Annotated in this window: 9 protein-coding genes; 5 read left to right on the top strand and 4 right to left on the bottom strand. The window is 74.0% G+C overall.

Features of this window, described 5'->3' with window-relative positions; genetic code table 11:
- Nucleotides 1–64: 64 nt before the first annotated feature.
- Together ABZ807_RS21505 and ABZ807_RS21500 are read right to left on the bottom strand one after the other, a co-directional pair.
- A complete protein-coding gene (locus ABZ807_RS21505) occupies nucleotides 65–2,182 on the bottom strand; it encodes an AAA family ATPase (protein WP_357160646.1) in 2,118 nt (705 codons plus the stop codon).
- A 132-nt stretch (nucleotides 2,183–2,314) separates the two neighbouring features.
- Nucleotides 2,315–3,238 (bottom strand): alpha/beta hydrolase, encoded by a 924-nt coding sequence (locus ABZ807_RS21500; RefSeq protein WP_357160643.1) that lies wholly within the window; start codon nucleotides 3,236–3,238, stop codon nucleotides 2,315–2,317.
- Between the two features lie 147 nt (nucleotides 3,239–3,385).
- Here ABZ807_RS21500 and ABZ807_RS21495 point away from each other — a divergent pair, with 147 nt between their 5' ends.
- Nucleotides 3,386–4,000, top strand: coding sequence for a carbonic anhydrase (locus ABZ807_RS21495; protein ID WP_357160640.1), 615 nt, complete (start codon nucleotides 3,386–3,388; stop codon nucleotides 3,998–4,000).
- 263 nt (nucleotides 4,001–4,263) lie between these two features.
- Here ABZ807_RS21495 and ABZ807_RS21490 read toward each other — a convergent pair whose 3' ends face one another.
- Nucleotides 4,264–4,593 (bottom strand): hypothetical protein, encoded by a 330-nt coding sequence (locus tag ABZ807_RS21490; RefSeq protein ID WP_357160637.1) that lies wholly within the window; start codon nucleotides 4,591–4,593, stop codon nucleotides 4,264–4,266.
- Between the two features lie 318 nt (nucleotides 4,594–4,911).
- Here ABZ807_RS21490 and ABZ807_RS21485 point away from each other — a divergent pair, with 318 nt between their 5' ends.
- Nucleotides 4,912–5,403: a DUF3145 domain-containing protein gene (locus ABZ807_RS21485; protein ID WP_357160634.1), complete on the top strand. Its 492-nt coding sequence runs from the start codon at nucleotides 4,912–4,914 to the stop codon at nucleotides 5,401–5,403.
- An 84-nt stretch (nucleotides 5,404–5,487) separates the two neighbouring features.
- A complete protein-coding gene (locus ABZ807_RS21480; protein WP_357160631.1) occupies nucleotides 5,488–7,221 on the top strand; it encodes a glycoside hydrolase family 3 protein in 1,734 nt (577 codons plus the stop codon).
- 199 nt (nucleotides 7,222–7,420) lie between these two features.
- On the opposite strand, the gene ABZ807_RS21475 is transcribed toward ABZ807_RS21480, so the two are convergent.
- Nucleotides 7,421–10,123 (bottom strand): sugar-binding protein, encoded by a 2,703-nt coding sequence (locus ABZ807_RS21475; protein WP_357160628.1) that lies wholly within the window; start codon nucleotides 10,121–10,123, stop codon nucleotides 7,421–7,423.
- Between the two features lie 416 nt (nucleotides 10,124–10,539).
- On the opposite strand from ABZ807_RS21475, the gene ABZ807_RS21470 reads away from it, so the two are divergent.
- Both ABZ807_RS21470 and ABZ807_RS21465 read left to right on the top strand, forming a co-directional pair.
- Nucleotides 10,540–11,703 carry an ROK family protein gene (locus ABZ807_RS21470; RefSeq protein ID WP_357160625.1) on the top strand — a complete coding sequence of 388 codons (1,164 nt, stop codon included), beginning with the start codon at nucleotides 10,540–10,542 and terminating at the stop codon, nucleotides 11,701–11,703.
- A gap of 53 nt (nucleotides 11,704–11,756) precedes the next feature.
- On the top strand, nucleotides 11,757–12,800 hold the full coding sequence (locus ABZ807_RS21465) for an extracellular solute-binding protein (RefSeq protein ID WP_357160622.1): 1,044 nt from the start codon (nucleotides 11,757–11,759) through the stop codon (nucleotides 12,798–12,800).
- Nucleotides 12,801–12,851 lie beyond the last annotated feature (51 nt).

The raw sequence follows: 12,851 nt of genomic DNA, 5'->3' as shown, positions 1-12,851 counted from the left end.
CTCCGCGGACGGAATGGCCACTCTTTCTCGGAAAGTGCGCGGATTCGGGGCGGGGGGAGTGGGGTTAGGGGGTGGGGGTGACGGTGGTGAGGCGTTGGGTGGCACGGGAGAGGGCCACGTAGAGGGTGCGTACGCCTGAGCCGGGGTCGGCGCGGATCTCGCCGGGGCAGAGCAGCACGACCCCGTCGTACTCCATGCCCTTGGCCTGCAGGCTGGTCACCACCTGGAGCCGGGAGCCACCGCGCCCGCCCAGCCAGCCGGCCACCTCGTCGCGGCGCGGCACCGGCGTGATCACGCCGACCGTGCCCTCCACCTCGGCGAGCAGCGCGTCGACGGCGTCGACGGTCGCCGCCGGCAGCCGGTCCGCGTCGACGGTCAGCGCGACCGGCTCCACGCCGGTGGAGCGGACCGCCGTCGGCAGCTCCAGGTCGGGGTAGAGCCGGCGGATCTCCGCCGCCGCCACCGCGAAGATCTCCGCCGAGTTGCGGTAGTTCGTGGTCAACGCGAACCGGTGCCGCCGGCGCCGACCCAGCGCCTGGTCCCGGGCCCGGTCCAGCTCCTGCGGGTCGCCGGTCCAGGCGGTCTGCGCCGGGTCGCCCACCACCGTCCACGAGGCGAGCCGGCCGCGCCGGCCGACCATCCGCCACTGCATCGGCGAGACGTCCTGCGCCTCGTCCACCACCACGTGCGCGTAGTCGCGGTAGTCCTCCGGGCGTTCCCGGGCCGCCGTCCGGGCGGCGCGCTGCCGGTCGGCGAACGTGCTCAGCTCGCGTACGCCGCCGGCCAGCTGGAACGGGTCGCGCTTCGCCCGGGCCGGCCGCACCGGCTTGCCCAGCAGCGCGTCCAGCTCGTCGAGCAGGGCGATGTCGGCCACCGTCGGCCCCTGCGCGTCCAGCGTCCGGTACGCCTCGGACAGCAGCGCGGTCTCCGCCCGGGACAGGATGCCGCCGGCGTACCGGCGCAGCCGCTCCGGCCGGGCCAGCCAGCCCAGCACGTGCCGCGGGTGCAGCCGGGGCCACCACGCCTTGAGGAACTCGCGGAACTCCGGCCGGTCGATGATCTCGTCCTCGACCGCGCGCTGTTCCGGCAGGCGGGGGATCGCCAGCCGGCGGGCCTGCGCGAACAGCGCCGCGAGGACCGCGTCGAAGGCGGCCCGCCGCACCTCGTTGCGGCGGCCACCCCGGGACAGCGCCCGATCGCGGATGCCGTCGAGCTCGCGGCGCTCCAGCCGGAGCAGCTCGCCACGGTAGAGCAGGCGCAGCTCGTCCGGGCCCCCCGGCACCGCGTCGCGCACCGCGCGCTCCAGCACCCGCCGCATCCGCAGCGAGCCCTTCACCGCCGCCACCTCCGGCGGGTCGGTCCGGGTCGCCGACATGCCCGGAAAGAGCGAGCCCAGCGAGCGCAGGGTGGCGGTCTCCTCGCCGAGCGAGGGCAGCACCGAGGCGATGTACTCCACGAAGACCGAAGACGGGCCGACCACCAGGATGCCGCCGCCGGCGTACCGGCTGCGGTCGGAATAGAGCAGGTACGCCGCCCGGTGCAGGGCGACGGCCGTCTTGCCGGTGCCCGGGCCGCCCGAGACGATGGTGACCCCGGAGCTGGGGGAACGGATCGCCTCGTCCTGCTCCCGCTGGATGGTGGCCACGATGTCGCGCATCCCCCGGCCGGTGGCCCGGGACAGGGTCGCCAGCAGGGCCCCGTCACCGACCACCGCCAGGTCGGCCGGCGCCGACTCCGGGTCGAGCAGGTCGTCCTCGATCCGGGTGACCTTCTCGGCCGAGGACTGGATGGTGCGCCGTCGCACCACGCCCAGCGGCTCGGCCGGGGTCGCCTGGTAGAACGCGGCGGCGGCCGGGGCCCGCCAGTCCACCACCAGCGTCTCGGCGTTCTCGCCGCGTACGCCGAGCCGGCCCACGTGCAGCACCTGGCTGGTACGCAGGTCGAGCCGGCCGAAGACCAGCCCCTCGTGCTCGGCGTCCAGCACGTGCCGCCGCTGCGCGGCGTGGAAGACCATCGCGTCCCGCTCGACCAGCGCCCCGAAGTTGCCCACCCGGGCCAGTTGGTAGCCCTCCTTCTCGGCCTGCGCGGCCGAGCGGCGCAGTTCGGCCAGGCGGGCGTACACCCGGTCGAGATGCCGCTGCTCGGCGGCCATCTCCTGCTCCAGGGTGGTCTGGTCGGTCAACGTGAGGGCTCCTGTGCGACGGCGGCGGCCGGGCGCGGGCGCACGCCAGGCGGAATGAGGGTACGGGCAGCCTCCCACCTCGTGTCGGGGCCATGCCGGGCCCCGCGACCTCGGACACCCTCCACGGCCCGCTCAGCCGGCCGGCGTCGGCTCCGTCGAGCCGGCCAGCACCCGGCGCAGCACCCCGGCCAGCGCGCCGTTCACCTCGTCCGGCCGCTCCATCATCAGCATGTGCCCGGCGCCCGGGCAGACGGTCAGCTCGGTCACCGGCAGTGCGGCGGCGATCGACTCCGCGCACGGCGGCGGGGTGAGCCGGTCCCGGTCGCCGACCAGCGCCGCCGCCGGCAGGTGGGCCAGCGCGGCCAGGGTCTCCAGCCGGTGCTGGGCGCCGATCGAGGCGCGGAACCCGCCGATCGAGCCCAGCGAGGCGCGGGCCACCGCCGAGGTGACCAGGCGGATGTCGGACGGGTCGCACCGGTCGCCGAAGAGCATCCAGCGGATGCTGGGCCGCAGCGCGCGCAGCAGCGCCCGTGGCGGGCGCCAGGAGCCGCACCGGGCCAGCACCCCGGCGCCGGTGGTCTCGGCGATCCGGATCAGCCGGGCGATGCGCGGCGACAGGCCGTAGACAGTGTGCGTGTGCCCCTCGGCGGTGGTCGAGACGAAGACCAGCCCGGCGGTACGGGCGGCGAAGTGCTCGGGGTGGCGGTGGGCGTACTCCATCACGGTCATCCCGCCCATGGAATGCCCGACCAGCACCACCGGGCCGGTCGGAGCCACCGCGTCCACCACCGCGGCGAGGTCGTCGCCGAGTTGGGCCAGGGTCGCTGTACGCAGCGCCATGCAGCTGGACCGGCCGTGCCCGCGGGCGTCGTAGGTCACCACCCGGATCCGCGCGCCGAAGCGTGCCGTCAGGTCGGCGGCCTGCCGGTGCCAGGCCCGCCCGTCCAGCGTCCAGCCGTGTAGCAGGATCGCGGTGACCTCGGCGTCCGGCGGCCCGGTCACCTCGACGTGCAGGCGCACGTCGTCGGGAAGCCGTACCTGCTGCTGCTCCGGCATCGCCACCTCCCCGGGCCGCCCGGTCCTGTCGCACCGGGTGAACCCGGCGGTAACACCGGCTACCCGTCATGAGACCACGCCAACCGTGGTGGTGAGAAGATTCGTAACCCGCCCCGCGAGGTCGAATCCGTGACCAGGCTGGGGGACATGACCGGTTCGAGCGTGGGAGCGGCGCGGACGCCCCGGGCCGCCCTGGCCGAGCTGCTCGCCGGCAACCGCCGCTTCGTCAGCGGCCAGCCGGTGCACGGCCACGACGTCACCGCCGCCGCGGCGGTCGCCTCCGGCGACCAGCAGCCGTACGCGGTGCTGCTCGGCTGCATCGACTCGCGGGTCCCGCTGGAGGCGATCTTCGACCAGACCTTCGGGTCGATCTGCGTGATCCGCACCGGCGCGCACGTGCTGGACCGGGCGGTCTGCGGCTCCATCGAGTACGTGGTGGGCCAGCTCGGGGTGCCGCTGGTGATGGTGCTCGGCCACGAGCGGTGCGGGGCGGTCGCGTCGGCGGTGGACACCCTGCGCACCGGGGATCGGCCCGGCGGCTCGCTGGCGTACCTGGTGGACCAGATCGCCCCGGCGGTGGCCGAGGTGGGCGCGGAGGACCCGCGGGCGCACCCGATGGCGGTACGCCGGCACGTGCTGCGCACGGTGGCCGCGCTGCGCGTGGACCACCTGCTCGCCGGGCCGGTCGCCGACGGCCGGGTGGACGTGGTCGGCGCCCTCTACGAGCTGGCCACCGGCGAGGTCACCCTGCTCGACCGCTGACCGGGCCCGTCCCCCGCCCCGGCCCCGTCCGCCCCGCCCCGGCCCCGCCCCGCCCCGGCCCCGTCCCGGCCTCGCCCCGGCCCGGCCGGAGATCCACTCCGTTTGCGGCATGTCGCGGTGTCGTTCGGGTTGGCACACCGCGACACGCCGCAAACGGAGTCGATCAAGTGCGGGCGACCGCGCGTCGGGGGCGTACCCGGGAAAGGCGGAACCGCCCGCCGGGGTGACCCGACGGGCGGTTCCAGGTGTGGCTCGGGGAGGGCTCAGCCCTCGAAGACGCCGGCCTCGACGAGACGCTTCTCGGTCTTGTCCCAGCCGTCGCCCGGGTGCGCCGTGGCGAGGGTGTTGATCTCGGCGCGGATCTTGGCGGCGTGGCCGGCGGCGGCCAGCACCCGGATCTCCTCGACGAAGGCCTCGGAGTCGGTGCGCAGGTGCGCGGTCTTGCCGTTGGTCAGGTTCCGCACGTAGGCGTGCTTGCCGCCGTTGAGCGGGATGAGGTACTTGAACTCGCCCAGCACGCTGAGGGCGCCACCCTGGCCAGCCTGGCCGGCCCGGACTGACGCGCGCGCGGTCTTAGAGGTGTTGCTCGCCACGGAGGTACTCCTTGCAAGACGTACGGAAGGACGATGACGTCCGGGGGCTTGTGCGGGGTGATGCCCGGATGAGCCTCAGCCCGCGAAGATGTGCGGCGGCACAGAACCGCCCAGAGAACTGTACACGACAACGACGCCTGGCTGGTCACCGTGCCTGTCCGAGGGGCACAACCGAGGTCACCCACCCGGCTATTCCGGCCGGCGAATTTTCCGATTCCCTGGCGCACCATCCGTTACACCAGTCATCATGTGTTGCAGAAGCCACCCGGCTGGCCGAGGTCGTAGGGGAAGACGCACCTCGCTCTCCGGGAGGTCACCGTGCCAACGCGTGGCGTCGTATACGTCCATTCGACCCCGCTCGCCGTGTGCTCACACGTCGAGTGGGCGATCGCGCGCGTCCTCGTCGCGCCGGTCAACCTGCAGTGGACGGCTCAGCCCGTCGACCCCGGCGCCCGTCGCGCCGAGTGCGGTTGGACCGGTCGCCCGGGGACGGGCGCCGAGCTGGCTGCTGCCCTCCGGCAGTGGTCCATGATCCGTTTCGAGGTGACCGAGGAGCCCAGCCCGGGCGCCGACGGTGAACGCTTCATGTACGTCCCCGGCCGTGGCCTGTTCCGGGCCACCGTCGGTGCGGCCGGCGACATCCAACTCGGCGAGGACCGGCTGCGCAGCATCATGGCGACCGCCCGAGCGCCGGAGGCGCTGGCGCACGCCCTGGACAAGGCGCTCGGCACCGCCTGGGACGCCGAGCTGGAGCCCTACCGGTACGCCGGGGACGGTGCCCCGGTGACACTGCTCACCCGGGTCGGCTGAGCCCGGCCGCCGGACCGGGACAGCGAACGCGGACCGGCACGCCCCGCGCGGCACGTCCCCTCGTCAGGTTGCCGCACCCACTCCATGCCGGGTTTCATTGGCCGCGTGTCGATTTCCCCGCGACGTGCCGGTGTCGCCCTCGCCGCCCTGACCGCGCTGCTCGTCTCCGGTTGCTCGGGGGAGCCGGAACCGCCCCGCCCGGCGCCGAGCCCCTCCGCCGCGCCGATCCCGACCGGCACGCAAGCGGGGGACCCGGCCGCCCGGGCCGCCGCGCTGGTCGGCACGCTCGCCGACGAGGACCTGGTCGGCCAGGTGCTGATGCCCTACGCGTACGGCAGCTCCGCCACGGAGGTCACCCCCGCCTCGGCCGCCGGCAACCGGGCCCTCGCCGGGGTCGACACCCCCGCCGAGATGGTCGCGAAATACCGCCTCGGCGGGGTGATCCTGGTCGGCTTCAGCGCCGACGACCCGACCTCCGGCAACCAGGCCACCACCAACGTCGACAACCCGGCGCAGGTGCGCGACCTCACCACCGGGCTGCGCGCCGCCGCGGCGAAGCTCCCCGCCGGCCCGGCGCCCTTCCTGATCGGTACCGACCAGGAGTACGGCGTGGTGACCCGGATCACCGACGGGGTGACCACCCTGCCCAGCGCCCTGGCCGCCGGGGCGGCCGACGACCCGGCGCTGACCGAGGCCGCCTGGCGGGCCGCCGGCACCGAGCTGGCCGCGATGGGGATCAACCTCGACTTCGCCCCGGTCGCCGACGTGCTGGCCACCCGCAGCACGGTGATCGGCTCGCGCTCCTTCGGCGCCGACCCGAAGCGGGCGTCCGCCCAGGTCGCCGGCGCGGTGAAGGGCCTGCAGAGCGCCGGCGTCGCGGCCAGCGTCAAGCACTTCCCGGGCCACGGGCTCAGCGCCGCCGACTCGCACCAGGACCTGCCGGTGATCGGCCAGGCCCGCAAGGAACTCGACGCCACCGCCTTCCCGCCGTTCACCGCCGGCATCGACGCCGGGGCGATGGCGGTGATGTCCGCCCACCTCGACGTCCAGGCGGTCGACCCGGGCACCCCGGCCACCTTCTCCCGCAAGCTCCTCACCGACGTGCTCCGCGGGCAGCTCGGCTTCCAGGGCGTGGTGATCACCGACGGGATGAACATGGCGCCGGCCAAGCGCTGGTCCCCGGGCGAGGCCGCGGTCAAGGCGCTGCTGGCCGGCAACGACCTGATCCTGATGACGCCGCATGTCGGCCAGGCGTACGACGGGCTGCTCGCCGCGCTGCGCGACGGGTCGCTGCCCCGGGCCCGGCTGGTCGAGGCGGCCACCCGGGTGCTGACCATGAAGTTCCAGCTCGCCGACCGGCCCAACCCGGCGATGTCCACCCTGAACAGCGCCGAGCACCGCAAGGCGGCGCAGGACCTCGCGGCGGCGGCGGTGACCGTGCTGCGCGGCTCCTGCGGCGCCCCGGTCCGCGGCCCGGTGACCGTCACCTCCTCCGCCGGCCGGGACGGTACCCGGGCAGCGCTGACCGAGGCGCTGACCGCGGCCGGGGTGACGGTGATACCCAGCGGCGGCACGAAGGTGCACCTGGTCGGCTACGGCGACGACGCGAGCGACCTGAGCGCCGACGCGGCGGTGACGGTGGCCATGGACACCCCGTACGTGCTGGAGAAGGCGACCTCGCCGACCCTGCTGGCCACCTACTCCTCCAGCCGTACCTCGATGACCGCCCTGGCCGACGTGCTCGCCGGCCGGCAGCGCCCGGGCGGCCGGTCGCCGGTGCGGGTGCCGGGGCTGCCGGCCACCGCCTGCGCCGCCTGAGGCTCCCCGCGATCAGCCCGGACGGCGCCTGGCTGGTCGCCGACCGCGCGGTCGACCCCGAGTCCCCGGACCTGGCCACCCTCGCGCAGCTGCGCCGCATCAACTCCCGGATGGCGGTATACCGCCTCCGCTGACGTCCTTTGAGCGGGTACGCCGGAGGGGCCCCGCCGCGTCGGCGGGGCCCCTCACTGTCGATCCGTCAGCCCAGCGGGAGCTGGCGGGCCAGGGCGGCGCCGTCGGCCTCGAAGGCGGCCAGCAGCGACGTCGGCGTGCCGTCGGCGACCGGGACCAGGACCGTCACCGGAATGCCGGCGGTCAGCCGCAGGGTGTGGTCACCGCGCGAGCGATCGCCGTCCCAGGCGTAGAGGTACGCCGTCCCGGTGCGGTCGGCCCGGAGCGTCACCTCCACCCCGCCGGCGACCCGGTGCTGGCCGGTCAGCCGCAGCGCCGACTCCGGCAGCCGGGGTACGGCGGCCGGGGCCACCCCGTCCACCGCCGACTGGGCGATGGTCTGGGGGCTGTGCACGCTGCGCGCCGAGGTGTCCGGGAAGACCGGCGCGCTCGGCCCGCGCTGGGCGGGCGGGTAGCCGGGCAGCGTCACCAGGCCGTACCGGTACGGGTCGGCCCGGACGCCGGTGAAGGTGGACCAGCCCAGCCGGGACTGGGAGCTGAGGTCCTGGGTGTCCGAGTCGTAGACCAGCACGTTGAAGCCCATCCGGGCCGGGTCCACCGCGTCCGGCAGCACCGCGAACGGGATGCTCGCCTCGATGGTGTAACCGGCGTACGGCGCGCTGACCTTGCTGACCACGGTCATCCCGGGCGCGGTGGTCGCGCCTGGCCCCTGCCGGTTGTCGGCGTCCCGCTGCCAGCAGGGCGGGTCACCGTTGGCCGGGTCGTCGGTGACCGGGAAGATGCCGGCCTTGAAGACGGTGGAGGTGTCCGCCGAGTTCCCCTTCGGGTCGACGATGATCTCCACGCTGTCGGTGCGGCGCTGCCGCTTGCAGTCCTGCGGCACCACCTTCTTGCCGAGCACGTCGTCGGTGACCTGCACGAACACCTTCAGCGCGTCCTCGGTCCAGGCGATCCGGCCCTTCGCCGAGGCGTCCTGCGGCGTCGTGGCCTGCCCCTCCCAGATCCGGGACAGGTCCAGCTCCGCGCCGGGGTACTCGCCTGGGGTGGCCACTGCGTCGACGGCGTGGTCTGCCCCGGCGTGTGGGACCTCGCTGGTCGGCACGATCTCCAGGGCGCCGGTCTCCACGGTGCTGCCGGTGGCGCTGGTGGTGGTGATGGTGATCCCGTAGTCGCCGTCCGCGCCGCCCTCGTTGGCGGTCGGCAGGGTGGCGTCGGTGTTGGTCACGGTGAAGGTGACCGCGCCGGTGGCGTCGGGCGCCAGGTCGGCGTAGCTCTTCGTCGCCGCGTCGGCGGTGAAGCCGGCTGGCAGGCCGAGGGCGACGCTGCCGCTCTGCGCGGCGTCGCCGTGGTTGCGCAGGTCGATCCGGACTGACCGGTTCCTGCCGGAGCCGATGGTGAGCACCGGCTTGATCAGGGTGTCCAGCTGCGGGTAGCCGTTGTCGCCGGCCCAGTCCCGGAAGAGCCCCACCTCGGGCAGCGGCTCCAGGGTGCCGCGCACGTCGGCGACCACCCGGACGGCCCGGTCGGTGCGACCGGCGCCCTGCCCGGTGGTCAGGGTGGCCCCGACCAGCCGCTGCTGGTTGGTGTCGGCGTCGGCGGGGACGGTCACGGTGAAGGTGGCGGTCCGCTCCTGCCCGGCCGGTACGGCGCCGCGCAGCTCGCCGGTGCCGGTGGCGGTCCAGCCCTGCGGCAGCCGCAGGCCGACCGTCGGGTTGGTGAGCGCCCGGTCCCGGGGTGCCCGCATGTGCGCGGTGACCTCGACCGTCTCGCCGGGGGCGAGGTCGAACCGGTCGGTGGTCAGGTAGAGCTCGGTGCCCTGCGGCAGCCCGCCGGCCACCGCGGGCAGCACCGAACCGCGCAGGATCGCCTCCGGCGAGGTGTCCGCCGGGTTGTACGGGACGCGGCTGTCGACCAGGGTGTAGAAGTCGCAGCGGATCTTCGCCGGGTCGGTGGGGGCGGCGGCGGTGCCGGCCCAGCCCTGGGTGACGTACTCCCGGCGGGCGTCCACCTCGATCTCGGCCCAGGTCTTCCCGGTGCTGCTCGGGGTGCCCTCCCAGACGCCGAAGACCTGGTCGGTCGGGACGGTCGGGATGAAGCTCGACGCGCACTCCGGGCCGGCCGACGAGCCGCCGGTCCCACCCGTACGCAGGAACTTCGCCGCCCGGAACGGCTGCAGTCCCTCTGCGGAGAGCTGCTCGGGGAAGGCCTGCGGGTCGGCGGCGGCGTGGAACGCCTCGGCGGCGAACCGGGCGGCCTGCTGGTGGTTGCCGTGGTTGCCCGGCGTGGGCGACGGGTTCATCGTCATGACGATCTCGGGGCGGGTCTGCCGGATCACCCGCACGATCTGCCCGAGGGTGTCGTCGTGTCCCCAGATCCGCTCGGAGAGCGGCGCGGACGCGGTGTACCAGAAGTCGACCCGGTCCAGGTTGTACAGGTTCTCCACCCCGGCGCGGCCGATCGCGGTGCGCTCCTCGCGCTCCCGGATGATGCCCAGCGGTGGGCCTTCCTCGAGGCCGACGGCGTTGCCGCCGCCCTCGCCGCGGGTGATGGTGACGACGCCAGCCGTGGTGCCGTACTTCTCCTTCCACTGGCCGAGGGTGGCCAGGCTGCCGGCCTCGTCGTCGGGGTGGGCGCTGACGAAGAGCACGTCCAGGTCGACGGCGTCGGTGGGCCGGGCGTTGGTGCGGTCGCCGGGGGCGGCGAGGGCGGCGGTGGCCCCGGAGAGGGCCAGGGCGAGCGCCGTGGGTAGCAGGAACGCCTTGAGACGCATGCAGATCCTTCCGCGTATCGCGAGGTCCGCGCAGCGACCATCGCCGTCGTACGCCTGGCGGCGTCGGCGTGGGTTGCGATCGGACGGCGGGTGGTGGGCGCGGGACGGTGGGCGCCGACGGGCGCCACGTCACCGGGTATGCAGCGGTACGGGTGTCCGTACACACTGGAAGGCCTTCGCCCGGTGACGCTAGGGACCGGCGTGGCGGCCCGTCAATGCTTTGCAAGGTCTTTCTTTCTTTGCGAAAGAAACAAACTCGGTGGCGGTGGACGCGCTTCCCTCCCGGGCCTGCTCGTGTGCGGTCCACCGGACAACGGTCGCACCGAGGACGTTTCCGCTGCTCTTCGCCTAGATGTCAGCCGGTCGAGACGCATTCGTTACTTGACTTGATAGTTCGTTCGCCGTAGGAAGGAAGTGTGACTGACGTGGTGACGCCACCGACGAGCCCGGTGAGCCGGGAGCGGTCGAAGGAGATCAAGCGGCTCTCCGTGATCTCCGCCGCCCGCCAGGTGCGGGTGCTCTCCCGTGCCGAGCTGACCGAGCTCACCGGGCTGAGTCCCGCCACGCTCACGCCGCTCGTGCGCGACCTGATCGCCGAGGGCTACCTCATCGAGCGTGGTCCCGGGGCGTCCCGGGCCGGCCGCCCCCGGGCGATGCTGGAGTTCAACCCGCGCGCCGAGCTGGTCGCGGCCGTCTCGCTGGAACCCTCCCGGATCACCTGCGAGATCGCCGACAGCGACGGGGCGGTGGTCGCCCACCGCACGGTCCGACTCACCGGCGACATCGTCGACCTCATCTGCCGCTCGGTGCCCGAGCTGGCCGGGGACGGCCTGCCGGCGCTGCGCGGCGTGGCCATCGCCGCGCCCGGCGTCTCCTCCGGCGGGGCCGTCCGGCTCGCCCCCTCGGTCGGCCTGGTCGAGGGGTGGCCGATAGGGGAGTCGGTCCAGCGCCGGCTCGGCGTGCCGGTCGTGCTGGACAACGACGTCAACCTGATGGCGGCCGGCGAGCACGCCGCCGGAGCCGGCACCGACGTGGCCGACCTGCTCCTGCTGCACGTCGCCGACGGCATCGGCGCCGGTCTGGTGCTGGACGGCCAGGTGCGCCGGGGCGCCGGCGGGGCCGCCGGCGAGGTCGGCTTCCTGCCGCTCGACCCGGCCGACCGCAGGCACGACGGGATCGGTCCGTTCGAGGCGCGCTGGTCGGAGAACGCGATCGCCGAGCGGGTGGTCGCCCTGGCCCCCGGCCGGCGGCCCGAGTCACCGGTCCGCGCGCTGGTCGAGCTGGCCGGCACGGACGAGCGGGCCGCGGCCTACCTGGACGAGGTGCTGCACGCCTGGTCCCGGCTGATCGTCTCCTGCGTCTGCGTGATCGACCCCGGCCGGGTGCTGCTCAGCGGCGCCGCCGCCGAGCTCGACGATGCCGCCGTCGACCGGCTCCAGGCGCTGGTGGCCGCCGCCGCGCCGAGCGCCACCGAGGTCCGCCGGGCGGTCCTCGGCGACCGGGCCGTGCTGTACGGCGCGGTCAGCTACGCCCTCTCCGCCGCCGCCGCGGGTCTGCCGACCCTGCTGCCGGCGCCCTGACCTTCCTTCCCGAACAGCGCAGTTCCCCCCACACCCCTCGGAGGTACCACCCCATGAGACGTCGACTCTTCCTCGCCGGAGCGCTCGCCACCGTCCTCGCCGCGGGCACCGCCTGCGGCGGCGGCTCGGACGACGCCGCCGCCGGCGGCACCGAGAAGCTGACGATCTACACGGCCCGCGACAAGAAGGTCTCCACCTTCGTCGTCGACAAGTTCACCGCGAAGTACCCCGAGTACAAGGGCAAGGTCGAGGTCCTCAATCTCGGCGCCCAGGAGATCCTGGAGCGGGTCCGGGCCGAGAAGGCCAACCCGCAGGCCGACGTCTGGTGGGGCGGCACCCAGCAGGGGCTGGCCGCCGGTGCCTCGGAGGGCCTGCTCACCTCCTGGCAGCCGGCGTTCGCCGCCAAGATGGAGGCCAAGTACAAGGACCCCGAGGGTCGCTGGTTCGGCGAGATCCTGCTGCCCGAGGTCATCATGTACAACAACAAGGCGCTCACCCCGGAGCAGGCCCCGAAGGACTGGGACGACCTGCTCAAGCCGGAGTGGAAAGACAAGATCATCATCCGGGACGTGGCGGCCTCCGGCACCATGCGGTCGATCTACGCCTCGATGATCCAGCGGCAGTCGCCGGACGGCAGCAACCCGCAGCCCGGCTACGACTGGCTGAAGAAGCTCGACGCCAACACCGGCGCGTACGCGGCCAACCCGGCCGACCTCTACCTGAAGATGTCCCGCCAGCAGGGTGTGCTGAGCGCCTGGAACCTCCAGGACATCCTGCTCCAGGCCAACCAGTCCAACATGCCCTTCGGGTACGTGGTGCCGGCCTCGGGCGCCCCGGTGCTGGTCGACGGCCTGGCGGCGGTCAAGGGCGGCAACAGCACCGGCGCGCAGAAGTTCGTCGAGTTCCTCTTCGACGACACGCTCCGCGCCGACCTGGCCAAGGACTACTACCAGATCCCGGCCGTGGACATCGCCCAGAAGCCGGAGTGGCTGGCCCAGCTCAACCTCACCCCGATGAACGTCGACTGGGACGTGATCGGCAAGAACGAGACCGAGTGGATCAACCACTGGAACAGCCAGATCAAGAACAAGGGCTGACCGGGGCGGCGCCGGGCGGGTTCCCACGCCCGGCGCCGCATCTTCGTACGT

It is taken from the genome of Micromonospora sp. NPDC047548, from assembly GCF_040642975.1.
Taxonomy (GTDB): Bacteria; Actinomycetota; Actinomycetes; order Mycobacteriales; family Micromonosporaceae; genus Micromonospora.
The sequence above is the reverse complement of the archived record's forward strand: the minus strand, read 5'-3'. Positions and strand labels throughout refer to the sequence as shown.

Coding starts and splice junctions, on each gene's coding strand:
- ABZ807_RS21500 (WP_357160643.1), bottom strand. CDS start 3,238: ATGCCGGAGCAGCAGCAGGTACGGCTTCCCGACGACGTGCGCCTGCAC.
- ABZ807_RS21495 (WP_357160640.1), top strand. CDS start 3,386: ATGACCGGTTCGAGCGTGGGAGCGGCGCGGACGCCCCGGGCCGCCCTG.
- ABZ807_RS21480 (WP_357160631.1), top strand. CDS start 5,488: ATGCCGGGTTTCATTGGCCGCGTGTCGATTTCCCCGCGACGTGCCGGT.
- ABZ807_RS21475 (WP_357160628.1), bottom strand. CDS start 10,123: ATGCGTCTCAAGGCGTTCCTGCTACCCACGGCGCTCGCCCTGGCCCTC.
- ABZ807_RS21465 (WP_357160622.1), top strand. CDS start 11,757: ATGAGACGTCGACTCTTCCTCGCCGGAGCGCTCGCCACCGTCCTCGCC.